This is a genomic window from Pseudomonas guariconensis (assembly GCF_024127895.1).
GTDB classification, from domain to species: Bacteria; Pseudomonadota; Gammaproteobacteria; order Pseudomonadales; family Pseudomonadaceae; genus Aquipseudomonas; species Aquipseudomonas guariconensis_B.
On sequence record NZ_JAMYBK010000002.1, the window covers coordinates 331,545 to 355,314 of the forward strand.

General features: G+C 64.5%; 19 protein-coding genes and 2 tRNA genes. 10 read left to right on the top strand and 11 right to left on the bottom strand.

The features are described from left to right. Nucleotides 1–20: 20 nt before the first annotated feature. The 9 genes from NJF35_RS04045 (at nucleotide 21) to NJF35_RS04085 (ending at nucleotide 12,316) form a co-directional block, all read left to right on the top strand. On the top strand, nucleotides 21–3,791 hold the full coding sequence (locus NJF35_RS04045) for a nitrate reductase subunit alpha (RefSeq protein ID WP_253090691.1): 3,771 nt from the start codon (nucleotides 21–23) through the stop codon (nucleotides 3,789–3,791). Nucleotides 3,792–3,801: 10 nt separating this feature from the next. Beyond that, nucleotides 3,802–5,340, top strand: a complete 1,539-nt coding sequence (narH, locus tag NJF35_RS04050; protein ID WP_225786579.1) for a nitrate reductase subunit beta — start codon at nucleotides 3,802–3,804, stop codon at nucleotides 5,338–5,340. Nucleotides 5,341–5,342: 2 nt separating this feature from the next. Beyond that, nucleotides 5,343–6,095, top strand: a complete 753-nt coding sequence (gene narJ / locus NJF35_RS04055; RefSeq protein ID WP_225786578.1) for a nitrate reductase molybdenum cofactor assembly chaperone — start codon at nucleotides 5,343–5,345, stop codon at nucleotides 6,093–6,095. Next, nucleotides 6,088–6,783 (top strand): respiratory nitrate reductase subunit gamma, encoded by a 696-nt coding sequence (gene narI / locus NJF35_RS04060; RefSeq protein ID WP_253090692.1) that lies wholly within the window; start codon nucleotides 6,088–6,090, stop codon nucleotides 6,781–6,783. The genes narJ and narI overlap by 8 nt, the downstream gene beginning before the upstream one ends. 47 nt (nucleotides 6,784–6,830) lie before the next feature. Then, entirely contained in the window at nucleotides 6,831–7,676 is an 846-nt protein-coding gene (locus tag NJF35_RS04065) for a peptidylprolyl isomerase (protein ID WP_225786576.1), read from the top strand. A 66-nt stretch (nucleotides 7,677–7,742) separates the two neighbouring features. Further along, on the top strand, nucleotides 7,743–8,732 hold the full coding sequence (moaA, locus tag NJF35_RS04070; protein WP_253090693.1) for a GTP 3',8-cyclase MoaA: 990 nt from the start codon (nucleotides 7,743–7,745) through the stop codon (nucleotides 8,730–8,732). A 164-nt stretch (nucleotides 8,733–8,896) separates the two neighbouring features. Beyond that, a complete protein-coding gene (locus tag NJF35_RS04075) occupies nucleotides 8,897–9,847 on the top strand; it encodes a TAXI family TRAP transporter solute-binding subunit (protein WP_225786574.1) in 951 nt (316 codons plus the stop codon). A gap of 28 nt (nucleotides 9,848–9,875) precedes the next feature. Further along, complete coding sequence (locus NJF35_RS04080) at nucleotides 9,876–11,903, top strand: TRAP transporter permease (protein WP_225786573.1); 2,028 nt, start codon at nucleotides 9,876–9,878, stop codon at nucleotides 11,901–11,903. Next, a complete protein-coding gene (locus NJF35_RS04085; RefSeq protein ID WP_253090694.1) occupies nucleotides 11,900–12,316 on the top strand; it encodes a DUF1850 domain-containing protein in 417 nt (138 codons plus the stop codon). The genes NJF35_RS04080 and NJF35_RS04085 overlap by 4 nt, the downstream gene beginning before the upstream one ends. 255 nt (nucleotides 12,317–12,571) lie before the next feature. Here the strand turns inward: NJF35_RS04085 and NJF35_RS04090 are convergent, their stop codons facing one another. The 8 genes from NJF35_RS04090 to NJF35_RS04125 all read right to left on the bottom strand — a co-directional run bounded on the left by NJF35_RS04090 (nucleotide 12,572) and on the right by NJF35_RS04125 (nucleotide 19,631). After that, entirely contained in the window at nucleotides 12,572–13,570 is a 999-nt protein-coding gene (locus tag NJF35_RS04090; RefSeq protein ID WP_253090695.1) for an Abi family protein, read from the bottom strand. A gap of 916 nt (nucleotides 13,571–14,486) precedes the next feature. Beyond that, a tRNA-Thr gene (locus NJF35_RS04095) sits at nucleotides 14,487–14,562 on the bottom strand. A gap of 97 nt (nucleotides 14,563–14,659) precedes the next feature. Further along, on the bottom strand, nucleotides 14,660–14,902 hold the full coding sequence (locus tag NJF35_RS04100) for a hypothetical protein (protein ID WP_253090696.1): 243 nt from the start codon (nucleotides 14,900–14,902) through the stop codon (nucleotides 14,660–14,662). 357 nt (nucleotides 14,903–15,259) lie between these two features. Then, nucleotides 15,260–16,480: a methyltransferase gene (locus NJF35_RS04105; protein ID WP_253090697.1), complete on the bottom strand. Its 1,221-nt coding sequence runs from the start codon at nucleotides 16,478–16,480 to the stop codon at nucleotides 15,260–15,262. Nucleotides 16,481–16,656: 176 nt separating this feature from the next. Next, complete coding sequence (locus NJF35_RS04110; protein ID WP_253090698.1) at nucleotides 16,657–17,346, bottom strand: ABC transporter permease; 690 nt, start codon at nucleotides 17,344–17,346, stop codon at nucleotides 16,657–16,659. Beyond that, nucleotides 17,343–18,038, bottom strand: coding sequence for an ABC transporter permease (locus NJF35_RS04115; RefSeq protein WP_225786561.1), 696 nt, complete (start codon nucleotides 18,036–18,038; stop codon nucleotides 17,343–17,345). The genes NJF35_RS04110 and NJF35_RS04115 overlap by 4 nt, the downstream gene beginning before the upstream one ends. Nucleotides 18,039–18,093: 55 nt before the next feature. Next, a complete protein-coding gene (locus NJF35_RS04120; protein WP_225786560.1) occupies nucleotides 18,094–18,846 on the bottom strand; it encodes an ABC transporter substrate-binding protein in 753 nt (250 codons plus the stop codon). 11 nt (nucleotides 18,847–18,857) lie between these two features. Continuing rightward, on the bottom strand, nucleotides 18,858–19,631 hold the full coding sequence (locus NJF35_RS04125; RefSeq protein ID WP_225786559.1) for an ABC transporter ATP-binding protein: 774 nt from the start codon (nucleotides 19,629–19,631) through the stop codon (nucleotides 18,858–18,860). A 607-nt stretch (nucleotides 19,632–20,238) separates the two neighbouring features. Between NJF35_RS04125 and gabP the strand changes: the two genes are divergently transcribed. After that, nucleotides 20,239–21,639, top strand: a complete 1,401-nt coding sequence (gene gabP / locus NJF35_RS04130; RefSeq protein WP_225786558.1) for a GABA permease — start codon at nucleotides 20,239–20,241, stop codon at nucleotides 21,637–21,639. 167 nt (nucleotides 21,640–21,806) lie between these two features. Here the strand turns inward: gabP and NJF35_RS04135 are convergent, their stop codons facing one another. From NJF35_RS04135 to NJF35_RS04145, 3 genes are all read right to left on the bottom strand, one after another. After that, complete coding sequence (locus NJF35_RS04135) at nucleotides 21,807–22,250, bottom strand: hypothetical protein (protein WP_225786557.1); 444 nt, start codon at nucleotides 22,248–22,250, stop codon at nucleotides 21,807–21,809. 203 nt (nucleotides 22,251–22,453) lie between these two features. Next, nucleotides 22,454–23,467: a polyphosphate kinase 2 gene (gene ppk2 / locus NJF35_RS04140; protein ID WP_253081640.1), complete on the bottom strand. Its 1,014-nt coding sequence runs from the start codon at nucleotides 23,465–23,467 to the stop codon at nucleotides 22,454–22,456. Between the two features lie 211 nt (nucleotides 23,468–23,678). Continuing rightward, nucleotides 23,679–23,754 (bottom strand) — tRNA-Phe (locus NJF35_RS04145). Nucleotides 23,755–23,770: the final 16 nt, after the last annotated feature.

A 23,770-nucleotide genomic window follows, 5' to 3' on the forward strand; every position in this document is an offset into this window, starting at 1 on the left:
CAGCCTGAGAGGAACAGAACATGAGCCACCTACTCGACCAGATGCGCTTCTTCAAGCGCAAGCAGGGTGAGTTCGCCGATGGCCACGGCGAGACCCGCCAGGAGTCCCGCGACTGGGAGAACGTCTACCGTTCGCGTTGGCAGTACGACAAGATCGTGCGTTCCACCCATGGGGTGAACTGCACCGGGTCGTGCTCCTGGAAGATCTACGTGAAGAACGGCCTGATCACCTGGGAAACCCAGCAGACCGACTACCCGCGTACCCGCAGCGACCTGCCCAACCACGAGCCACGCGGCTGCCCGCGCGGTGCCAGCTACAGCTGGTACATCTACAGCGCCAACCGCCTGAAATACCCCAAGGTGCGCAAGCCGCTGCTCAAGCTGTGGCGTGAGGCGCGCCGCACGCTGGCGCCCGTGGACGCCTGGGCCAGCATCGTCGACGATCCGGCCAAGGCCGAGTCGTACAAGTGCCAGCGCGGCATGGGTGGCTTCGTGCGTTCGAGCTGGGACGAAGTCAACGAGATCATCGCCGCGGCCAACGTGCATACCGTCAAGCAGCATGGCCCGGACCGGGTGGTGGGTTTCTCGCCGATCCCGGCCATGTCGATGGTCAGCTACGCCGCCGGTGCCCGCTACCTGTCGCTGATCGGTGGCGTGTGCCTGTCGTTCTACGACTGGTACTGCGACCTGCCGCCGGCCTCGCCGCAGGTGTGGGGCGAGCAGACCGACGTGCCGGAGTCGGCCGACTGGTACAACGCCAACTACATCATCGCCTGGGGCTCCAACGTCCCGCAGACCCGCACCCCCGACGCGCACTTCTTCACCGAGGTGCGCTACAAGGGCACCAAGACCGTGGCCATCACCCCGGACTACGCCGAGGTGGCCAAGCTCACCGACCTTTGGCTCAACCCCAAGCAGGGTACCGACGCGGCGCTGGCCCAGGCCTTCGCCCACGTGATCTTCAAGGAGTTCCACCTCGACACGCCCAGCGACTACTTCCGCAGCTACGCCAAGCGCTACACCGACTTGCCCATGCTGGTGCTGCTCCAGGCGCGGGACGATGGCTACAGCGCCGACCGTTTCCTGCGGGCCTCGGACCTGGCTGGCAACCTGGGCCAGGACAACAACCCCGAGTGGAAGACCATTGCCATCGACGACAACAGCGCCGGGCTGGTCTCGCCACAGGGCGCCATCGGTTACCGCTGGGGCGAGAAAGGCAAATGGAACATCGAGGCCCGCGAGGGCGGTGAGGGGCGCAGCACCGACTTGCGCCTGAGCCTGATCGGCGACGGCGATGTCGCCGAAGTGGCCTTCCCTTACTTCGGTGGCCAGTACCACGAACACTTCGCCGCCGCCCCGGGCGACGAGGTCCAGCTGCGCCGTGTGCCGGTGCGCACCCTGACCCTGGCCGACGGCCGCCAGGCCAAGGTCGCCACGGTGTTCGACCTGATGGCCGCCAACCTCGGCATCGACCGTGGCCTGGGTGGCGCCAACGTGGCCAGCAGCTACGACGACGCCAGCGTGCCGGGCACCCCGGCCTGGCAGGAGCGCATCACCGGCGTGTCGCGCGAAAAGGCCATCCAGGTTGCCCGCGAGTTCGCCGACAACGCCGACAAGACCCATGGCCGCAGCATGATCATCGTCGGAGCAGCGATGAACCACTGGTACCACATGGACATGAACTACCGCGGGCTGATCAACATGCTCATGCTCTGCGGTTGCGTCGGCCAGACCGGTGGCGGCTGGGCCCACTATGTCGGCCAGGAGAAGCTGCGCCCGCAGTGCGGCTGGCTGCCGCTGGCCTTCGGCCTGGACTGGAGCCGTCCGCCCCGGCAGATGAACGGCACCAGCTTCTTCTACAACCACAGCTCGCAGTGGCGCCACGAGAAGATGAGCATCCACGAAGTGCTCTCGCCGTTGGCCGACAAGTCGCAGTTCCCCGAGCACATGCTCGACTACAACATCCGCGCCGAGCGTGCCGGCTGGCTGCCCAGCGCGCCGCAGCTCAACCGCAACCCGCTGCAGATCACCCGCGATGCCGCCGCGGCCGGCATGACGCCGCAGGACTACGTGCTCACGTCGCTGCAGGACGGCTCCCTGCGCTTTGCCTGCGAGCAGCCGGACAACCCGGCCAACTTCCCGCGCAACCTGTTCATCTGGCGCTCGAACCTGCTGGGCAGCTCCGGCAAGGGCCATGAGTACATGCTCAAGTACCTGCTCGGCACCCGCAACGGCGTGATGAACGAAGACCTGGGCAAGCGCGGTGGCGTCAAGCCGAGCGAAGCCGAGTGGGTGGAGGAAGGTGCCATCGGCAAGCTCGACCTGGTCACCACCCTGGACTTTCGCATGTCCTCGACCTGCATGTACTCCGACATCGTCCTGCCGACCGCGACCTGGTACGAGAAGGACGACATGAACACCTCGGACATGCACCCGTTCATCCATCCGCTGTCCGCCGCCATCGACCCGGCCTGGGAAGCGCGTTCGGACTGGGAGATCTACAAGGGCATCGCCAAGGCGTTCTCGGCCATGAGCGAAGGCCAGCTGGGTGTCGAGCAGGACCTGGTCACCGTGCCGCTGCTGCACGACACCCCCGGCGAGCTGGCCCAGCCGTTCGGCGGCAGCGACTGGAAGACCGAAGGCGTGGCGCCGGTGCCGGGCCTGAACTGCCCGAACATGACCGTGGTCGAGCGCGACTACCCGGCCACCTACAAGAAGTTCACCTCCCTCGGCCCGCTGCTCGACACGCTTGGCAACGGCGGCAAGGGCATCAACTGGAACACCGAGCACGAGGTGGAGTTCCTCGCCGAGCTCAACCATACCGTGCGTGACGAAGGCGTGAGCCAGGGCCGGCCGAAGATCGAGTCGGCCATCGACGCCGCCGAAGTGATCCTCAGCCTGGCGCCGGAAACCAACGGCCATGTGGCGGTGAAGGCCTGGGCCGCGCTGTCGGCGTTCACCGGCCGCGACCACAGCCACCTGGCCGTGCCCAAGGCGCATGAGGCGATCCGCTTCCGCGATATCCAGGCGCAGCCGCGCAAGATCATCTCCAGCCCCACCTGGTCGGGCCTGGAGGACGAGCACGTGAGCTACAACGCCGGCTACACCAACGTCCACGAGCTGATCCCCTGGCGCACCCTCACCGGCCGCCAGCAGTTCTACCAGGACCACCCGTGGATGCAGGCCTTCGGCGAGCAGTTGCAAAGCTATCGCCCACCGATCGACACCCGCACCGTGGACTACGTGAAGGGCAAGAAGCCCAACGGCAACCCGGAGATCGCGCTCAACTGGATCACCCCGCACCAGAAGTGGGGCATCCACAGCACCTACAGCGACAACCTGATCATGCTCACCTTGAGCCGTGGCGGGCCGATCGTGTGGCTCTCGGAGATCGACGCGAAGAAGGTCGGCATCGAGGACAACGACTGGATCGAGTGCTTCAACGCCAACGGTGCGCTCACTGCCCGTGCGGTGGTCAGCCAGCGGGTCAAGGAGGGCATGGCGATGATGTACCACGCCCAGGAGCGCATCGTGAACGTGCCTGGTGCCGAGAGCACCAAGACCCGCGGCGGCCACCACAACTCGGTGACCCGCGTGGTGCTCAAGCCCACCCACATGATCGGTGGCTATGCCCAGCAGGCCTACGGTTTCAACTACTACGGCACGGTCGGCTGCAACCGCGACGAGTTCGTCGTGGTGCGCAAGATGAGCAAGGTCGACTGGCTCGATGGCACCGATGTCGGTGGCTTGGGCGGCGATGCCCTGCCACAGCCACTGCCCAACGACCTCTGAGGAGATAGCCATGAAGATTCGATCGCAAGTCGGCATGGTCCTGAACCTGGACAAGTGCATCGGCTGCCACACCTGCTCGATCACCTGCAAGAACGTCTGGACCAGCCGCGAAGGCATGGAATACGCCTGGTTCAACAACGTCGAGAGCAAGCCCGGTATCGGCTACCCCAAGGAATGGGAGAACCAGGACAAGTGGAAAGGCGGTTGGGTGCGTAACCGCGATGGCTCGATCAACCCGCGCATCGGCGGCAAGTTCCGGGTGCTGGCGAATATCTTCGCCAACCCCGACCTGCCGGCCATCGACGACTACTACGAGCCGTTCGACTTCGACTACCAGCACCTGCACAGCGCGCCGCAGGCCAAGCACCAGCCGGTGGCGCGGCCGCGTTCGCTGGTGTCTGGCCAGCGCATGGAGAAGATCGAGTGGGGGCCGAACTGGGAGGAGATCCTCGGCACCGAGTTCGCCAAGCGGCGCAAGGACAAGAACTTCGACCAGGTCCAGGCCGACATCTACGGGGAGTACGAGAACACCTTCATGATGTACCTGCCGCGCCTGTGCGAGCACTGCCTGAACCCCGCCTGCGCGGCGTCTTGCCCCAGCGGGGCGATCTACAAGCGCGAGGAAGACGGCATCGTCCTGATCGACCAGGAGAAATGCCGTGGCTGGCGCATGTGCATCAGCGGCTGCCCGTACAAGAAGATCTATTTCAACTGGAAGAGCGGCAAGTCCGAGAAGTGCATCTTCTGCTACCCGCGCATCGAGGCGGGCATGCCCACGGTGTGTTCGGAAACCTGCGTCGGGCGTATTCGCTACCTCGGCGTGCTGCTGTACGACGCCGACCGCATCCACGAGGTGGCCAGCACCCCGGGCGAGCAGGACCTGTACCGCAAGCAACTGGAGATGTTCCTCGACCCTAACGATCCGCAGGTCATCGAGCAGGCCCTGAAGGATGGCGTGCCGATGTCGGTGATCGAGGCGGCGCAGCAGTCGCCGGTGTACAAGCTGGCGGTGGACTGGCAACTGGCCCTGCCGCTGCACCCGGAGTACCGCACCCTGCCGATGGTCTGGTACGTGCCGCCGCTGTCGCCGATCCAGAACGCCGCCGCTGCCGGCAGCGTGAGCCTGGATGGCGTGCTGCCCGATGTCGACAGCCTGCGCATCCCGGTGCGCTACCTGGCCAACCTGCTCACCGCCGGCGACGAAGCGCCGGTGCGCCTGGCCCTCAAGCGCCTGCTGGCGATGCGCGCCTACAAACGCGCCGAGCAGGTGGACGGCGTGCGCGACCTGGACGTGCTGGCCTCGGTCGGCCTGACCCAGGCCCAGTGCGAGGACATGTACCGCTACCTGGCCATCGCCAACTACGAAGACCGCTACGTCGTGCCCTCGGCGCACCGCGAGGAGGCCATGAGCGACGCCTTCGCCGAGCGTTCCGGCTGCGGCTTCAGCTTTGGCAGCGGGTGTGGCGGCAGCTCCGACATCAACCTGTTCGGGGCGAAGAAGGCCAACCGCCGCGATGTGCTCAAGACCGTCCAGCTGTGGGAGAAATGAACATGCGCATTCTCAAGGTGATTTCCCTGCTGCTCGACTACCCCGAGGCGCCGCTGTGGCAGGCCCGTGCCGAGCTGGCCCAGGCGATCGACGCCGCCCGCCAGATCAGCCCCGCCCAGCGCGCGGCGTTGCGCTGCCTGCTCGACGAACTGACCGGCGCCGAGCCAATGGATGTCCAGGAGCGCTACGACGCGCTGTTCGAACGGGGCCGGGCGTTGTCCCTGCTGCTGTTCGAGCACGTGCATGGCGAGTCCCGCGACCGTGGCCAGGCCATGGTCGACCTGATGGCCCAGTACGAAGCCGCCGGCTTTGCCATCGGCGTGCGCGAGCTGCCGGACTACATCCCGCTGTACCTGGAGTACCTCGCGACCTGCGACGACCTGGGCGCCCGCGAGGGCCTGGCCGATGTAGCGCACCTGCTGGCACTGCTGGCTGCGCGCCTGGAGGAGCGGGGCAGCCGCTACGCGGCGTGTTTCCGGGCCCTGTTGCAGATCGCCGGGGTGCAACCGGGCCAGGTCATGGAGGCTGCCCGCGAACGGGTGGCCGACGAGCCACGCGACGACTCGTTGGAAGCGATGGACAAGGTCTGGGAGGAAGAGGCCGTGGACTTTCTCAAGGCCGAGCAGCAGGAGCGCTGCGCCAGCCAGCCACGTGCGCCTGGCAAGGCGCGCGAGGAGGTGCCGGTGCCGTTGCACTGGGTGGATTTCAAGCATGAGGGGGCGGATGCCCAGGCTCGGGAGGTGCGCAATGTCTAACGTCGATCTGCTGGTGTTCGGGGTCTACCCGTACATCGCCCTGGCCATCTGCCTGGTCGGCAGTTGGGCGCGCTTCGACCTGTCGCAGTACAGCTGGAAGGCCGGCTCCAACCAGATCTTCAGCCAGACCCCGGCCGACCGGCGCTACATGCGCATCGCCAGCAACCTGTTCCACGTCGGCGTGCTGTTCATCCTCGCCGGCCACTTCGTCGGCCTGCTGACGCCCGAGGCGGTGTACCACCATGTCATCGGCACTGCCGAGAAGCAGTTGCTGGCCATGGTGTCGGGTGGTTTCTTCGGCGTGCTGTGCTTCATCGGCCTGGTGATGTTGCTGCATCGGCGCCTGTTCAACCCACGGGTACGTGCCAGCTCGAGCGTCTCCGACATCCTGATCCTGGTGGTGTTGCTGACCCAGCTGTCGCTCGGCCTGCTGACCATCGTCGCGTCCACCCAGCACCTGGACGGCTCGGTGATGGTGATGCTGGCCGACTGGGCGCAGTACACCGTGACCTTGCAACCGCAACGGGCGGCCGCGGCGATCGCCCAGGTGGGCCTGGTGTACAAGCTGCACGTGTTCCTCGGCCTGACCCTGTTCGTGCTGTTCCCCTTCACCCGCCTGGTGCATTTCGTCAGCGCGCCGGTGTGGTACCTGGGCCGGCGCTACCAGATCGTGCGCCAGAAAGGTTGATGACCGTGGGGGCGCGAGCCCCCGCACTGGATGAAGGAGGCCCGAACATGGGCATTGCAAATACCCACGAGCAGCTGCCGGATGCCGCGACGCTGATCGCGACCAGCGAGCTGCAGTGGCCGCGTATCACGGTCAATGGCGTGGCCCTCGAAGGGGCGGCGATCGCCCGCGAGCTGCAGTACCACCCGGCGCCGAGCCGCGAGGAGGCGATCTTCCTGGCCAGCCAGGCGTTGGTGGTGCGTGAACTGCTGCGCCAGCGCATCGCGCAACTGGGCTTGCAGGCGCAGTGCGCGCAGGGCGAAAGCGAGGAAGAGGCGCTGACCCGGATGCTGATCGAGCAGGAGCTGCAACTGCCGGGTGCCGACGAAGCCATTTGCCGGCACTACTACGACAACAACCGCGAACGCTACACCAGCGCGCCGCTGCTGGCCGTGCGGCATATCCTGCTGGCCTGCGCCCCGGACGATGCCGAGGCGCGCAGCCACGCCAGGGCCTTGGGCGAACGCCTGATCGCCCAGCTGGCCGAGGATGGCGCGCGTTTCGCCGAGCTGGCGCTGGCCCACTCGGGGTGCCCGTCGAAAGAGCAGGGCGGGGCGCTGGGGCAGATCAGCCTGGGGCAGACCGTGCCTGAGTTCGAGCGGCAACTGCTGCGCCTGCCGCCAGGGCTGGCGCAGCAGCCGCTGGAAAGCCGCTATGGCGTGCACCTGGTGTGGATCGACCAGCGTGTCGAAGGCCGTGCGTTGCCGTTCGCGGTGGTGCACGAGGCGATTCGTGCCGAGCTCGATCAGCGCGTGTGGCAGGTGGCGGTGGCGCAGTACCTCAAGAACCTGGTCGGCCAGGCTGATATCCGCGGCATCTTGCTCGATGGCGCGGATTCGCCGTTGGTTCAATAGCGTTTTGCGCGCCTCTTCGTGGGCTTGCCGGCGATGGGCTGCCAGGCAGCCCCAAGGACTCTCCGAATGAACACCCTGCTGCTCGACGGCCACGGCCGGAAAATCGACTACCTGCGCATCTCGGTCACCGACCGCTGCGATTTGCGCTGCGTCTACTGCATGGCCGAACACATGCATTTCCTTCCCCGCCAGCAGGTGCTGAGCCTGGAAGAAATCGAGCGTGTGGCGCGGCTGTTCGTCAGCCAGGGCGTGCGCAAGATCCGCCTCACCGGCGGCGAGCCGTTGGTGCGCCCTGGCATCGTCGGCCTGTGCGAGCGTATCGCGACGCTGCCGGGCCTGCGCGAACTGGTGATGACCAGCAACGGCTCGCAACTGGCCAAACTGGCCCATCCGTTGGCCCAGGCTGGCGTCAAGCGCCTCAACATCAGCCTCGACACCCTCGACCCCAAACGCTTCCGTGCCATCACCCGCACCGGTGAGCTCGACCGTGTGCTGCACGGCATCGAGGCGGCACGCTCGGCAGGTTTTGCCGCCATCAAGCTCAACACCGTGGTGATGCATGGCCGCAATAGCGACGAAGTGCCCGCCTTGGTCGAGTTCGCCATCGCCCACGGCCTGGATATCAGCTTCATCGAGGAAATGCCGCTGGGGGACGTGGGCCGCTCACGCCACGAAAGCTATTGCGCCAGCACCTGGGTGCGCGAGCGCATCGCCGAACGCCATGCACTGATCGACAGCGCCGAGCAGAGCGGCGGCCCTGCCCGTTACGTGCGGGTGAGCGGGCATCCTGGTACGCGCATCGGTTTCATCTCGCCGATCAGCCAGCACTTCTGCGACACCTGCAACCGCGTGCGCATGACCGCCGAGGGGCGCCTGCTGCTGTGCCTGGGCCATGAGCACGCGCTGGACCTGCGCGGGCTGCTGCGGCGTCATCCTGGTGATGACGCGCCCGTGCTCGAGGCGATACGCCAGGCCGTGCTGCGCAAGCCTGCCCGGCACCGGTTCGACAGCGATGAGGTGCAGGTGCTGCGGTTCATGAATGCCAGCGGGGGATAGGGTTTGTACGAACTGGCCAGATGCTGGCGGGCTGCAAGACAGCCCAATTAGAGAGGCCTTTCGTGTAGGGGCGGCGAGTGTCGATCGCAAAAGCTGGGCAGGACCTGCCGATTCGTTCTAGGTTTATTGGCGCAGGAAAAAGAACAATAAGTGGAGACTTCGCCATGAACCGAGCCCTTCGACTGGCATTGGCCAGCACCGTTTTTGCCGTCTGCGCCACGGCCCAGGCCGCGCCCACCTTCATCAACATCCTCACGGGCGGCACCAGCGGTGTCTATTACCCCATCGGTGTGGGGATATCGCAGATCTACAGCCATGGCATCGAGGGCAGCAAGACCTCGGTCCAGGCCACCAAGGCCTCGGTGGAGAACCTCAATCTCCTGCAAGCCGGGCGGGGGGAGCTGGCTTTCGCGCTCGGTGACTCGGTGGCCGATGCCTGGAAAGGCGACGCCGAGGCGGGTTTCAAGACGCCGTTGAAGAAGCTGCGGGCCATCGCCGGTACCTACCCCAACTACATCCAGATCGTCGCCAGCAAGGAGTCGGGGATCGAATCCCTGGATGACCTCAAGGGCAAGCGCATCTCGGTGGGCGCGCCCAAGTCCGGCACCGAGCTCAACGCCCGCGCCATCTTCAAGGCCGCAGGGCTCAGCTACCAGGACATGGGTAAGGTCGAATACCTGCCCTATGCCGAGTCCGTCGAACTGATCAAGAACCGCCAGCTCGACGCCACGCTGCAGTCCTCCGGGCTCGGCCAGGCAGCTATCCGCGACCTGGCTGCCACCTTGCCGGTGGTGTTCGTACCCATTCCCGCCGATGTGGTGGCCAAGATCGGCAACAACGCCTACCAGCAGGCCGCTATCCCCGCCGGGACCTACGATGGGCAGGATGCCGAGGTACCTACCGCAGCCATCAACAACATCCTGGTCACCCATGAAGGCATCAGCGACGACCTGGCCTACCAGATGACCAAGCTGATCTTCGAAAACCTCCCGCGACTGGTCACGGCCCATGCCGCGGCGAAGGACATCCGCGTGGAAAATGCCGCGACGAACCTGCCGATCCCCCTGCATCCTGGCGCGGAGCGTTACTACAAGGAAAAGAACCTGCTCCCCTGAAACCATCGTCGAACCGTGGGAGCAGCGCATGAGCGATACCACCCAAGGCCTGCAGGCCAGCACCGATCGATGGCCTGCCACTCTCTTCGCCGTCGCCCTGGCGTTTTCGATCTTCCAGGTCGCCACCGCGGCCTTCCCGTTGATCTCCACCCAGGTACTGCGGGCGGTCCATGTGGGGTTCCTGCTTCTGGTCGTATACCTGAGCTACCCGCTCGCCGGCCATCGCCGGCCCTGGCAGCCCATGGCCTGGCTGCTGGGGCTCGCGGGCATGGGCACCGCGTTTTACCAGTGGTATTTCGAAGGTGAGCTGATCCAGCGCTCTGGCGAGCTGACCACAGGCGACCTGGTGATCGGGCTGGTGCTGATCGGCCTGGTGTTCGAGGCGGCGCGACGTGTCATGGGCATTGCCCTGCCGATCATCTGTGCGTTGTTCCTGGCCTATGGCGTGTTCGGCCAGTACCTGCCGGGAGAGCTGGCTCACCGGGGCTACGGCCTGGACCAGATGGTCAACCAACTGGCCTTCGGTACCGAGGGGCTCTACGGTACGCCGACCTATGTGTCGGCCACCTACATCTACCTGTTCATCCTGTTCGGTGCCTTCCTCGAGCAGGCGGGGATGATCCGTCTGTTCACCGATTTCGCGATGGGGCTGTTCGGCCACCGCAGCGGTGGCCCGGCCAAGGTCTCGGTGTTTTCCTCGGCGCTGATGGGCACCATTACCGGCTCCGGAGTCGCCAATGTGGTCACCACCGGTCAGTTCACCATCCCCCTGATGAAGCGCTTTGGGTACGCGCCAGCCTTTGCCGGTGGCGTCGAGGCGACGGCCAGCATGGGGAGCCAGCTGATGCCGCCGGTCATGGGGGCAGTGGCTTTCATCATGGCCGAGACGATCAACGTGCCTTACGCCGAGGTGGCCAAGGCGGCGCTGATCCCGGCCTTGCTGTATTTCGGCTCAGTCTACTGGATGGTCCATCTGGAGGCCCGGCGCAGCCAATTGCACGGCCTGCCACGCGAGCAGTGCCCAAGCGCCTGGGGGGCGTTGCGTGAGCGTTGGTTCCTGCTGGTGCCGCTCATCATCCTGGTGGTCTTGCTGTTCTCCGGGCGCACGCCGCTGTATTCGGGAATGGTCGGGCTGGCCCTGACAGCCATCGTCATCCTGGGTTCGGCGATCATCCTGCGCGCTGGCAAGACCTGGCTGCGGGTGGCCTTCTGGATCGCCCTGGGTGTGCTTTGCTCGGGTTTCTTCCGCATGGGCATCGGCGTCATCCTGCTGGTGATCGCCGCACTCGCTTTGGCGTGCTGCTTCGTCCAGGGCGGCCGGGCGACGCTTCGCGCTTGTGTCATGGCACTGGTCGAGGGCGCGCGCCATGCGGTACCGGTGGGCATCGCCTGCACACTGGTCGGGGTGATCATTGGCGTCATCTCGCTGACTGGCCTGGCCACTACCTTTGCCGGCTACATTCTGGACTTGGGGCGCGACAACCTGTTCTTGTCGTTGGTGCTGACCATGTTCACCTGCCTGGTGCTGGGCATGGGCATCCCGACCATTCCCAACTACATCATCACCAGCTCCATTGCCGCCCCGGCCTTGCTGGAGCTTGGGGTGCCGCTGATCGTCTCGCACATGTTCGTGTTCTACTTCGGCATCCTCGCCGACCTTACCCCGCCGGTGGCGCTGGCATGTTTCGCCGCCGCGCCCATCGCCAAGGAAAGGGGGCTGCTGATCAGCATCTGGGCAGTGCGCATCGCACTGGCCGGGTTCGTCGTGCCGTTCATGGCGGTATACGATCCGGCGCTGATGATGCAGGGCGACAGCTGGAGCGCCACCCTGTACATGCTGGTCAAGGCCATGTTCGCGGTGACGCTCTGGGGCTGTGCCTCGATCGGCCACCTGCGAGGGCCCATGCCCTGGTGGGAGCGCCTGTTGGCATTTGCCGCTGGTGTGTCGTTGATCCTTGCGCTGCCTATCAGCGACGAAGCGGGCTTCGCCCTGGGGGCGATCGTGCTGGGCTGGCATTGCTGGCGACAGCGTCCGCCTACCCAGCAGCCGGCATGACCAGCTTGTGCATTGGGCTCGCGGGGGTGGTCTGGGTCAGCCTGCCGCTGCACGACTTCACCCTGGCCTGGCAGCACAGCATCGAGAAGATCCGCTGGGAGGAGGATTACCAGGTGACGCCTGCAGGCTTGGTCCTGGGCGAGGCGCGCGTGCGCGGTAATGGCGCAGGCATGGACATCCCGGACGATGCCCGCCTGCGTGATGGTGCCTGGCATTACCATCGGCAACTGCCACCCTTGCAACCCCTGCGCGCCGGACGCACGCCCGAGGCTGGCGATTACCAGGTGTGTGCCGCTGGCCGATGCCAGTGGTTGTCGGACTGGTTGGGACCACCGAAACAGGACGTCGCCGCCGTGGACTTCTGGGCTTGCGAGCGACCTCAGTCGGACCCTCTGCGAGTTGCACAGCCCTGATGCCGGCCAGGCTGTGCAGCAGAACCGGCTTGCCATGTGTTCGCGTTCGATCGGGGGCGTTAGCGGCTCTCCTATGATCGCGACGTTCTGCCTCAGGGGGATGGGGCAGAAGGTGCCGCGCAGGGTCAGCATGTAGTTGCGCGGCTCGCCATACCAGTTGTTGCGGTCGATGGCGCCGATGGTCTGGTAGTACTTCTTGTCGAACAGGTTGTTGCCGTTCAGCGCCGCTCAGGTAGGGCCCAGCCGATATGAGCTTCAGTTGGACAATTGCCAGAATGGGTCTTGCTGCCAGTTGGGGGGAAAGCCCATCGCTCGCAGGTTGGTTTCTGGAAAGTCCGCCAGTAAATCATGCAATCGCCTATCCCAGCTGGTGTGTGGGCTGACCCGGCGCATCAACAGGTTGAGCATGCACAACACGGGAAACACCCGTGTGTGTTGCCCAGGCTCTTGCAGATGCTGCGGCCAGGGGAAGGTGACTGTCTTTGGCAGCTCAGGTCGAATGCCCAGCTCGCGGTTCCACAGCCGCGCATGGTGCGCGCAGATGTTGCGGATGGTGGTCAGGGTATGGAGCCAGGACTGCAGCAACGGGCCAGGTAGTTCCAGGCGGCGGGCAATGGCTTTCCTGTCTGCGTCTCGCGCCAGGCCTTTGAATAAGTGCGAGAGGTCCCCTAGGGTGATTTCTTCCATGGCGGCCCAAGCGGGCATCAGGCCTGGCGCGTCATAGGTCAGCGCATAGTGGCGGGCATAGCTTTCCTTGGCGCGTAGGTTTTTCAGCTGCTCTTTGCGTCCTGTGGATGCCTTAGAGGCATCGATGCGCCGACATTCGCGCTGATGATCCTGGCATGCCTTGTCCTGCTTGCTGCGAATGCTGTCCAGCAGCTCCGGATGTCGATAGCTGCTTTGAAACAATTGGCGCTGGAGATACCAGTGAGCACCGTGGGTCGGTCCCATGTGGTTGCTGATTGCGGCGCGTGCGGCGACTTCGATGCGCTCGATGGCATCGATGACGAGCAGGCGCAAGCGTCGATCGAAGTCGTACAAACGGGTGAGGTCGCGTAGTCGGGTGCCGGCTTTGAAAGCGTGGTCAGCATCTTCCGGAATCTGGAAGGGGCGCATGTAGGGCGTCAGGCGAAAGAAGCTGACTGCTTCGAGAAAGCAATGCGCCTTGGCTTCATCCTGAATGCTCAAGCCCCGTTGTTTGAGCAGAGCCAGCTGCGCAGGAATGTCGATGGCAGGTTTTTGGAAGGGCTTCATGCAAAACGGCCAGGTAAAAAAAACCCGCTCAATTTGTGCATAGCTGCCGAGGCAACCATAGGCATGGCGGGTGTGTTGTGCGCAAGGGTATGCAGTGCTGCGCAGTTTTGCAAGGTAGTTTGGCACCGTGCTGATGAGAGGGGGAGGTGAAATCGGGGCAGCAAATCACTTACTCCCTCCCGTCAAGGCCCGCTGCGGGCTCTAGCCGCTGAGGGTGCATTGCACGGTGTGTAAGGATTTGCAAAAGAAATGTCACGCGATTGTACGGCGTGACTGAGGGCACGGCGGGGTGGTTTGCGCAAGCCGCACGAGCTGCCGGATTCGAATCGTACTTGGGCTGAACCACCGCGGTTGCGGCGTGGCTTTTCAGGTTCTGGGCTACATTTTGCTGCATCGCGCCCGTGCGTTATGTGCCAAGGCCCTATAGTCGTCGATGATGTCTTGCCTGCAATCATCCCCATAGTCTTCGTGAAAATCCCTTTGGAATGGCGCCGCGTGAATCACTGCGTATCTCTCATGCCACCCCCCGGGTTGGGTGATGAGCGTGTGAGGAAGAGCTGCATCGAATTGGTCGGCGGTGATATCCAGATTGTACCCTTCGAGCCTCAGCCAGATGTGCCGTTGCTCCCTATCTTCCTTCAACTCACCCGTTACCACGTCGATGGTAATGCCCTCGTGTCCCTCGCATAGAAACCACGCCAGCAGCAAACTCGCGAATTCACAGCAGTTCGTGGGGAACATGGAGAATAGGCCGAACGCAAACCATCGCGGAGGGGTTTGCCGGAACGCCTTTGAGAACGCCATAGCTGAATGCACAACGCCTTGCGCAAGGTTGGGGGAATTCGCCATCTGAGTCACATCTCGCAGCCAAAACAAAAAAGGCCCACCTTTCGGTGAGCCTCTTGAGTACTACGTATGGTGCCGGCACCAGGAGTCGAACCCGGGACCTACTGATTACAAGTCAGTTGCTCTACCAGCTGAGCTATACCGGCATAGGGGCGTCATTATAGCGATGGATCGGCAACTGTAAACCACTTCTTGCGATCATCGAGCAACACCCTAAGTTACCGGCTAGAAAGAAGAATTTTCCTACCAGCCACGGTGGATGGTGTTGACGCCCGGCTCGGGCTTGCCAGGGTTGAAGAACAGTTTGTCGTTGTCACAGCCGCGCTTGCGGCACGGGGTGTCGACCTGCAGGGGCAGGCCGTGATCTCCACCGAGTTGCATGCCGGGCATGCTCCAGCCCAGGGAAGGGGTATTGGAGGCGTCATTGGCACAACCGGCCAGGGTCAGGGCGAGGGCGAACAGGGCGAAGGACTTGGCTTGGTTCATGGTGGTTCGTTCGTGGGTCGGTCTTCGTCGGGAGGCGCTGGAGGGGTGTCGCAGGTCATGCAATTGATGCCATACGCGCTGGGCGATGGCGAGTATCCATAGGTATGGCTCGGGCCCGGAAAACGGCATCCAGCGCGCCTGCCTGGCACGCTTATGCACAAGCGGCATGCCGGGCTTGCGCGAAAAGCATGCCGATCGACACTGCCGTCGGTCTTTGCGCAAAGGCCTGTTTTCCTTGGTTTTCGAGCGGTGGGTGGAATAAGCCGAGCGGCTGAAATAGCGTTTGGATCCAAGATTTCGTGATTTTCATCACAAGCTTGTTCACAGAGTTATCCACAGGCTGTCAAGCATGTGCGGCTATCCGCCGCGTTCGGCCAGCAACAGCAGGTTGCGTGGTGTCAGGTGGTAGTCGCAGAACACGCCCAGGCGCACGGCGTAGCCTTGTTCCTGGAGGAACAGGGCGCGATCCAGTACCAGCCAGAGCTCCAGCGGACGACGGAACAGGTTGCGCACCAGCTCCAGGTTGCGCACTTCGGCCAGGCGTCGTTGGCCTGCCGCTTCCAAAGCCGCCCAGTCCGGCTCGCCGGTGATCTCTAGCGCCTTGAGCGCGGCCAGGTCGCGGCAGTACTGGGCGAAGGGCTTCGCCAGCCAGGCGACCGGTAGCGAGGGTGTGGGCAGGTATTCGTCGCGCTGGCGCTGCTGGCGTTGCAGCAGGTCGAAACCCAGGCGTCGGGCCATGGACTCATCGCGCTGGCGGCGTACCCGGGTGCCGGCGGTGACGGTTTCGCTCAAGGGCAGGCCCAGGTCGTCCAGCGAGAGCTGCAGGTTCGAAGCCTGCGCAGCTGCGGATAACGCCTGGTAGTGCGTGCCTTGGATGCGGTTGTAGCAACAGGGGGCTACCGCCATCTGGTGGCAGCCCTGCTGGCTGGCCAGTTGCAGCAGGCGTACGTGCAGGTCTCCGCAGGCGTGCAGGGCGACCACGCTCCTGTCGCCGCCCAGGTGGCGGGCGCTGTCTTCGGCGAGCACATCCTGTCGTACGTGGGTCGCGGGTAGCCGGTGGCGATCGCTCAACGCCTGGCCGGCAGCGACCAGCTCGGCATCGTGTTCCAGGCAGGTCAGGCGCTGCCCTGCTTGCAATACACGCCGACCCAGGTGGCCTTTGCCCGAGCACCAGTCCAGCCAATGGTGCGTGTGCTCGCGAAAGCTCAGGCGGCGGCTGAAGGCTTCGATCTGTTGCCATTTGCGGCCGGGGACGTTGGCATCGAGGCGATGGCCGGCCGAGGGGAGGCCGGCGTCTGGCAATTCGCCGACCGTGGACAGTTGCCTGGCCTGCTGGGCGAGCTGTGGATAAGGGGCGGGGGCAGGGAGCTGATCGAGGTGCTGCTGGGCTGCCTCGGCTTCCTCCAGGGAGCGCTGGCGCAGCCAGGTCGAGAGCTCGGGGTGGTCCGTTTCCCAGGCCATGCGTAGCTGGGTGAACGGGCGGGGGCGCCAGAGCTGCTGGTGCTGGGCGAGAAAGCGGTCGAGTGCGTGGAAGCGCTCGGCGAGCTGGTCGCCATGGAGGAAGGGGATCTTGCTCATGGTTGCATTATGGATGGCGGTGTTGCGGCGTGTTCGGGGGCGAGGGTCGAGGGCGGTCAGTTAGCGGGCGGCGCCTTTCGGGGGCGCTGTGCGCCCCTTTCCGACCGGTCCGGCGCGCTCCCACAGCGATCTCAAGGGCAGCGCGGCCTGTGGGAGCGGGCTTGCCCGCGAAGCGTTCATCGCCCTTGGCAGGCGTCGACGCGCAACCAGCGCTCGAGCAGCTTGAAGCACTGCACCAGGACGAAGGAGATCAACAGGTAGAACACCCCGGCCGCGAAGAAGATCTCCACCGGCAGGTAGGTACGGGCGATGATGGTCCGGGCCATGCCGGTCAGTTCCAGCAGGGTCACGGTACTGGCCAGGGCACTGGCCTTGAGCATCAGGATCACTTCGTTGCTGTAGGCCGGCAGGCCGATGCGCGCGGCCCGTGGCAGCATGATGTAGAACAGTGTCTTGCTCTGCGACATGCCCAGGGCGCGCGCCGCCTCGATCTCGCCCTTGGGGATGGCCTGCAGCGCGCCGCGCAGGATCTCGGCGATGTAGGCGGCGGTGTGCAGGGTCATGGTCAGCACGGTGCACCAGAATGGGTCGCGCAGGTAGGGCCACAGGGCGCTGCTGCGTACCGCATCGAACTGGGCCAGGCCGTAGTACACCAGGAACAGCTGCACCAGCAGCGGGGTGCCGCGGAAGAAGAAGATGTAGCCGTAGGGCAGGGCGCGCACGTACCAGTGGCGCGAGGCACGGGCAACGCCCAGCGGGATGGCCAGGATCAGCCCGGCGATGACCGCGATGGCCACCAGCTCCAGGGTCAGGGTCGCGCCCTGGGCCAGGCGTGGCAGCCACTTGATGATGACTTCCCAGTTCATTGCTCGGCCCTCACGAAGCCGCGAGCGGCGCGTTTTTCCATGAAGTGCATGCCAACCATGGCGACGATGGTCAGGCTCAGGTAGATGCAGGCAGCGACCATATAGAAGGTGAACGGCTCCTTGCTCACGGTCACGGCGATCTGCGAATGACGCATGATTTCTTCCAGGCCGATCACCGAAACCAGTGCGGTGTCCTTCATCAGGATCATGAACAGGTTGCCCAGGCCAGGCAGGGCGATGCGCCACATCTGCGGCAGGATGATCCGCGACAGGATGCGCCCCTTGGACAGGCCCAAGGCCAGGCCGGCCTCACGATGGCCCTTGGGGATCGCCAGGATGGCGCCACGGAATACCTCCGTGGCATAGGCGCCGAAGCACAGGCCGAGGGCGATCACGCCGGCGGCGAAGGCATTGAGTTCCAGCCCCGGTATGTTGAGGGCTTCGCCGATGCGGTTCATCAGGCTGACGGTGCCGAAGTAGATCAGCAGGACCCAGAGCAGTTCGGGCACGCCGCGCACCAGGGTCGAGTAGGTGCTGCCGAGCCATTGCAGCGGTTTGATCGAGGAGGTCTTGGCCAAGGCGCCGAGCAGGCCCAGGACCAGCCCCAGCAGCAGGGCGCAAAGCGCCAGTTTTACGGTCATCAGGGTGCCGGCCGCCAGGGCCGGACCGAATCCGTGCAGGTCGATATTCATGGGCAGGTGCGTTCAAGGGACCGACACCGCGCGAGGCGGTGCCGGTCGGGGCGTATCATTCGATGCTGAACGGGAAGTACTTGTCGTTGATCTTCTTGTACGTACCGTCGGCTTTGATTTCTTGCAGTGCGGCATTGAGCTTCTCGCGCAGGGGGTCACCCTTGCGCACGGCGATGCCGATCTTGTCGCTGTCTACCACAGGCTCGCCCTTGAACTCGAAGTTCTGGCCGTCCTTGCTCTTGAGCCACTCGTACTGCACGTACTTGTCGGCCAGGATGCCGTCGATGCGCCCGGAAACCAGGTCCAGGTAGGCGTTTTCCTGGGTGTCGTAGAGCTTGATGTCGACGTCGTCGCCGTAGTTGTCCTCGAGCCAGGTACCGGCCAGGGTGGCGCGCTGGGTGCCGATCACCTTGCCCTTGAGCGAGGCCTTGTCGGTCTTGAAGTCGACGTTCTTCGGCGCGATGAACTGCAGTTTGTTGGAGTAGTACGGGTCGGTGAAGTCGACGGCCTGCTTGCGCTCCTCGGTGATCGACAGCGAGGACACCAGGAAGTCGAACTTCTTGGCGTTCAGGGCCGGGATGATGCCGTCCCAGTCGGAGGTGACGACCGAGCACTCGACCTTCATCTTGGCGCACAGGGCGTCGCCGATGTCCTTGTCGAAGCCGACCACGTTGCCGCTGGCGTCCTTGTTGTTGAACGGCGGGTAGGCCGCTTCGATACCCATGCGCAGTTTTTCCGCGGCCATGGCGTTGGCCGAGAAGACCAGGGTGGCGGCGGCGGCCAGGAGGAATTTCTTATAGGTTTGCATGTGTTGCTCCGTTAGCGGTGGCTGGACATGAATTGCTTGCAACGCGCCGAGTTCGGGTTTTCGAAGACCTGCTGCGGCGTTCCTTGCTCTTCGACCAGGCCCTGGTGCAGGAAGACCACTTCGCTGGACACCTGGCGGGCAAAGTTCATCTCGTGCGTCACCAGCAGCATGGTACGGCCTTCTTCGGCGAGCGCACGGATAACGTTAAGCACTTCCTGGACCATTTCCGGATCGAGGGCCGAGGTCGGCTCGTCGAACAGGATGACCTTGGGCTTCATGGCCAGGGTACGGGCAATGGCGGCGCGCTGCTGCTGGCCACCGGAAAGCTGGGCGGGGTAGGCATGACGCTTGTCGTAGATGCCGACCTTGTTGAGCAGCGCCTCGGCGTGCTCGATGGCCTCGGCCTTGCTCTGGCCGAGGACGCGGCGCGGCGCCTCGATGATGTTGTCGAGGATCGACATGTGCGGCCAGAGGTTGAAGTTCTGGAAGACGAAGCCGATCTCGCTGCGCAGGCGGTTGATCTGGCGATTGTCGGCAGCGATCAGGTCGCCGTTCCTCGTCGCCTTGAGCTTGAGCGCCTCGCCGGCGACGAAGATCTCGCCCTGGTGCGGGTTCTCCAGCAGGTTGATGCAGCGCAGCAGGGTGGACTTGCCGGAACCGGACGAGCCGAGGATCGAGATCACGTCACCGTCGCGGGCGGTCAGCGAAATGCCCTTGAGAATTTCCTGGTCGCCGTAGCGTTTGTGCAGGTTGCGGATTTCCAGCGCGGGCGTGGCCTGGGCCATGTGCGGTCCTCATGTGTTCGGGTGCGTTCCCAGCTGTTGGCGGCCTTCCTGGCGAGCGCCAAGCTAGCATAGCGGCGGAATGACAGCCAACCAGGTCGCAAGGGGCTCGGGTCGCTGGCGGGACAGTTTGTCGCATCGTTGCAGCGGACTGTCGCGAGGATGTCCGCGGGCGCCTTCGCCCAGCACCGGAGCCTTGATGAAAAAAGGCGCGATGGTGCCAGCTTTGGACGTGCCTGGGAAGCCGTTTTTGGCCGGGTGGCGCTTTCTTGCGCGTTATGCCTTGGCCAGGTTGCGCTGATGGGTTGCGCTTTTTCATGCAGCATTTTCGTGCGCAGGTGTTACCGAGGAGCACCTTTGGTGCGTTTGTAAGTGAGTATTTCAGTAATCCAGGCTTGGCATGGGGCAATGATGGCCTTTCGGTCAAGGGCTGGCTGAATGCCCCGCAAGGCGGTGCTACTTGGGGGCTGGGGAGTTTTCGGACGAGTGTCCTGGCCGGGTGGCTCGCTTATTGCCAGCAGGAGAGGGCCGAATGCAGCGGTGCCTGGATCGACCCCAGGGCGCGCTTGCTATCACGTTCGGACGGTCCACTCCTTACAAAGGTAGTTTTATGAGCGGTAAGCACAATTCCAATGACCTCGCTCAGGGGCTCAAGCAACGGCATGTGACCATGCTGTCCATCGCTGGCGTGATCGGCGCCGGCCTGTTCGTCGGCTCCGGCCACGCCATCGCCCTGGCCGGCCCGGCCGTGCTGCTCGCCTATGCCGCCGCCGGTACCCTGGTGGTGCTGGTGATGCGCATGCTCGGCGAGATGGCCATCGCCTCGCCGGACACCGGTTCCTTCTCCACCTACGCCGACCGCGCCATCGGGCGCTGGGCCGGTTTCACCATCGGCTGGCTGTACTGGTGGTTCTGGGTCCTGGTGATCCCGCTGGAGGCCAACGCCGCGGCGGCCATCCTGCACGCCTGGTTCCCTGCCGTGGACCTGTGGGCCTTCTCCTTGGTCATCACCCTGGTGCTGACCGGCACCAACCTGTTCAGCGTGAAGAACTACGGCGAGTTCGAATTCTGGTTCGCCCTGCTCAAGGTGCTGGCGATCATCGGCTTCATCGTGGTCGGTTGCGTGGCCATGTTCGGCCTGGCGCCAGGTAGCCAGGTCAGCGGCGCCAGCCACCTGTTCGATACCCAGGGCTTCATGCCCAATGGCCTGGGCGCCGTGCTGGCGGCCATGCTGACGACCATGTTCTCGTTCATGGGGACCGAGATCGTCACCATCGCGGCGGCGGAGTCGAAGGACCCGGGCAAGCAGATCACCCGCGCCACCAACTCGGTGATCTGGCGTATCTGCCTGTTCTACCTGGTGTCGATCTTCCTGGTCGTGGCCCTGGTGCCGTGGAACGATCCGGCCCTGGCCGAGACCGGCTCCTACCAGACCGTGCTGAGCCGGATCGGCGTGCCCAACGCCAAGCTGATCGTCGACATCGTCGTGCTGATCGCCGTGACCAGCTGCCTGAACTCGGCGCTGTACACCTCCTCGCGCATGCTGTTCTCCCTGAGCAAGCGCGGCGACGCCCCGGCCCTGGCCCAGCGCACCACCAAGGCCGGCACCCCGCACTGGGCGGTGCTGCTGTCCACTGCCGCGGCCTTCCTGACCGTGTTCGCCAACTTCGTCGCCCCGGCGGCGGTGTTCGAGTTCCTGCTGGCCAGCTCCGGCGCCATCGCCTTGCTGGTGTACTTGGTGATCGCCGTGTCGCAACTGCGCATGCGCAGCCAGCGTGAGGCCCGTGGCGAGACGATCGCCTTCAGGATGTGGCTGTTCCCGGGGCTGACCTGGGCGGCCATCGCCTTCATCGTCGCCGTGCTGGCGGTGATGGCCTTGCGTGAGGATCATCGCGCCGAGATCATCGCCACTGCGCTGCTGAGCATTGGCGTGGTCGCGGCTGGCTTGCTGGTGCATCGCAAGCGCAAGGCCGAAGGCCAGGCGGCCGGGCAGGTGGCCTTGGACAACTGAGGTGGGCTGCTGTGAATGAAAAGGCCGCGTCCTGTGCAGGGCGCGGCCTTTTCATTGGGACCGCTTTATGCTCCTGTCGCGACGCAAGGCCGCTCCCGCAGGGCCTCTGCAACCCCCATCGTTCTTGATCGGCCCAGACCTGCGTGGGGCTCGCCGGCGATAGGGTTTCAGCCGAACTGCTTCTGCTGTTGCTGCTGCTTGGCCACCGCTTCGGAGGCTGCCACATAGGCTTCTTGGAACTCATCGCTTTCCAGCCAGGCCATGGTGGTGTCTTCGTCGGTGCCGTCGAGCCATTTGCGGTAGGCGGTGAAGACCATGACGATGTAGTCGGTGGCGTGCTCTTCCTTGTGGCCCTTGAGTACCAGCGCCAGCAGCGGGTCGACCAGGAATACCGAGATCATCGGCACCAGGCCGTTCTCCTGGGCTTCTTTCATCTTGTCGAACAGGCTGTTGTAGCTGCCCGAGTCCATGGCCTTGGTGAACACCTGCTCGACGCTGGCGCTCTCGCCGGTGCTGGCCTTGACCGCCTGGCCGCTGCGCACCATGCGGTTCTGCTTGGCCTTGGCGGCGGCGCGCTTGGCGCGTTTCTGTTGCTTGGTGTTGGAGGCCATGGGGTAGATCCTTGGGGGTGTCTGGAAAATGCGCGTATTGAAGCGTAGTTGCCGAAGAAACCCAAGCGTTGGCCGATTGGGGCCGCTGTGCGGCCCATCGCTGGCAAGCCAGCTCCCACAGGGAGCGCGCTACTCTCAAGAGCAGCGGCGAGCCTGTGGGAGCGGCCTTGTGTCGAGAAAGGGCTGCGCAGCAGACCTGGGGTTCAACTGGCCTGCGGTGCCGGCTCATCCTCCTCGAACCCCCGCGAAGCCCGCCCCACTAGCAGTGGGTCGGGTGCATGGGCCACGCTGTGGTCCTTGCCCGGATAGTCCAGCGAATGCAGGAAGTGGCGGATGCAGTTGATCCGCGCGCGCTTCTTGTCGTCGGACTTGATCACCGTCCAGGGCGCGTCGGCGGTGTCGGTGTGGAAGAACATGGCCTCCTTGGCCGCGGTGTAGTCCTCCCACCTGTCCAGCGACTTGATGTCGATGGGCGAGAGCTTCCAGTGCTTGAGCGGGTCGTCGCGGCGGGAGATGAAGCGGCGCAGTTGCTCCTCGCGGTTCACCGAGAACCAGTACTTGAACAGCAGGATGCCGCTGTTGCACAGCATGCGCTCCAGCTCCGGGGCCTGGCGCATGAACTCCAGGTACTGCAGCGGCGTGCAGAAGTCCATCACCCGCTCGACGCCGGCGCGGTTGTACCAGGAGCGGTCGAAGAACACCATTTCGCCAGCCGTGGGCAGGTGCTGGATGTAGCGCTGGAAGTACCACTGGCCCTTTTCCTGCTCGGAGGGCTTTTCCAGGGCGACGATCCGCGCGCCACGCGGGTTCAGGTGTTCCATGAAGCGCTTGATCGTGCCGCCCTTGCCCGCCGCGTCGCGGCCTTCGAAGAGGATGACCACGCGCTGGCCGGTTTCCTTCACCCAGCTCTGCACCTTGAGCAGCTCGATCTGCAGGTTGTGCTTGGCCTTCTCGTAGTCCTGGCGGCGCAGGCGGGTGCGGTATGGGTAGTTGGCCGGCAGGCGCGCCGAGGTGCTGTCCTCGCTGCTGCCGTGGCGGGCGGTGGCCACTTCCAGGGCGGCGGGTTGCTGGCTGATGGCGCTGATGGTCGGCTCGGGCTTGATCCTGGCGGCGGGCTTGCGCGGGCGTGAGGGGCGGCGGCGAGGGATCGAGGCGATGCCTGGGCTGGCGTCCTGGGCGGGCGTGGGGGAGAGCAGGGGCGTGGAGTCGTCGCTCATGGAAGTCCCTTCGGGTCGATTCGAGTGTCCACCCGATATGCTAGGACTCGCTGATTGATGGCTTTTTGATGTCGGTCAATGCTGGGCTGATCGTCCGGGCCAGGGGCCGCTTCGCGCCCCATCGCTGGCAAGCCAGCTCCCACAGAGGGCGCTTGCGCCGACTGACAGGCACAAAAAAACCCTGGATCTTTCGATCCAGGGTTTCGGTATTTGGTGCCCAGAGACGGAATCGAACCGCCGACACGGGGATTTTCAATCCCCTGCTCTACCGACTGAGCTATCTGGGCAACGGGGCGCATTAAA

Excerpts from the sequence above, each read along its gene's own strand:
- NJF35_RS04080 (WP_225786573.1), top strand. The coding sequence starts at position 9,876 with ATGAGCGATACCACCCAAGGCCTGCAGGCCAGCACCGATCGATGGCCT.
- NJF35_RS04085 (WP_253090694.1), top strand. The coding sequence starts at position 11,900 with ATGACCAGCTTGTGCATTGGGCTCGCGGGGGTGGTCTGGGTCAGCCTG.
- NJF35_RS04105 (WP_253090697.1), bottom strand. The coding sequence starts at position 16,480 with ATGAGCAAGATCCCCTTCCTCCATGGCGACCAGCTCGCCGAGCGCTTC.
- NJF35_RS04065 (WP_225786576.1), top strand. The coding sequence starts at position 6,831 with ATGGGCATTGCAAATACCCACGAGCAGCTGCCGGATGCCGCGACGCTG.
- NJF35_RS04125 (WP_225786559.1), bottom strand. The coding sequence starts at position 19,631 with ATGGCCCAGGCCACGCCCGCGCTGGAAATCCGCAACCTGCACAAACGC.
- gabP (WP_225786558.1), top strand. The coding sequence starts at position 20,239 with ATGAGCGGTAAGCACAATTCCAATGACCTCGCTCAGGGGCTCAAGCAA.
- NJF35_RS04075 (WP_225786574.1), top strand. The coding sequence starts at position 8,897 with ATGAACCGAGCCCTTCGACTGGCATTGGCCAGCACCGTTTTTGCCGTC.
- NJF35_RS04100 (WP_253090696.1), bottom strand. The coding sequence starts at position 14,902 with ATGAACCAAGCCAAGTCCTTCGCCCTGTTCGCCCTCGCCCTGACCCTG.
- ppk2 (WP_253081640.1), bottom strand. The coding sequence starts at position 23,467 with ATGAGCGACGACTCCACGCCCCTGCTCTCCCCCACGCCCGCCCAGGAC.
- NJF35_RS04045 (WP_253090691.1), top strand. The coding sequence starts at position 21 with ATGAGCCACCTACTCGACCAGATGCGCTTCTTCAAGCGCAAGCAGGGT.
- NJF35_RS04110 (WP_253090698.1), bottom strand. The coding sequence starts at position 17,346 with ATGAACTGGGAAGTCATCATCAAGTGGCTGCCACGCCTGGCCCAGGGC.
- narI (WP_253090692.1), top strand. The coding sequence starts at position 6,088 with ATGTCTAACGTCGATCTGCTGGTGTTCGGGGTCTACCCGTACATCGCC.
- NJF35_RS04090 (WP_253090695.1), bottom strand. The coding sequence starts at position 13,570 with ATGAAGCCCTTCCAAAAACCTGCCATCGACATTCCTGCGCAGCTGGCT.
- narJ (WP_225786578.1), top strand. The coding sequence starts at position 5,343 with ATGCGCATTCTCAAGGTGATTTCCCTGCTGCTCGACTACCCCGAGGCG.
- NJF35_RS04115 (WP_225786561.1), bottom strand. The coding sequence starts at position 18,038 with ATGAATATCGACCTGCACGGATTCGGTCCGGCCCTGGCGGCCGGCACC.
- NJF35_RS04135 (WP_225786557.1), bottom strand. The coding sequence starts at position 22,250 with ATGGCCTCCAACACCAAGCAACAGAAACGCGCCAAGCGCGCCGCCGCC.
- NJF35_RS04120 (WP_225786560.1), bottom strand. The coding sequence starts at position 18,846 with ATGCAAACCTATAAGAAATTCCTCCTGGCCGCCGCCGCCACCCTGGTC.
- moaA (WP_253090693.1), top strand. The coding sequence starts at position 7,743 with ATGAACACCCTGCTGCTCGACGGCCACGGCCGGAAAATCGACTACCTG.
- narH (WP_225786579.1), top strand. The coding sequence starts at position 3,802 with ATGAAGATTCGATCGCAAGTCGGCATGGTCCTGAACCTGGACAAGTGC.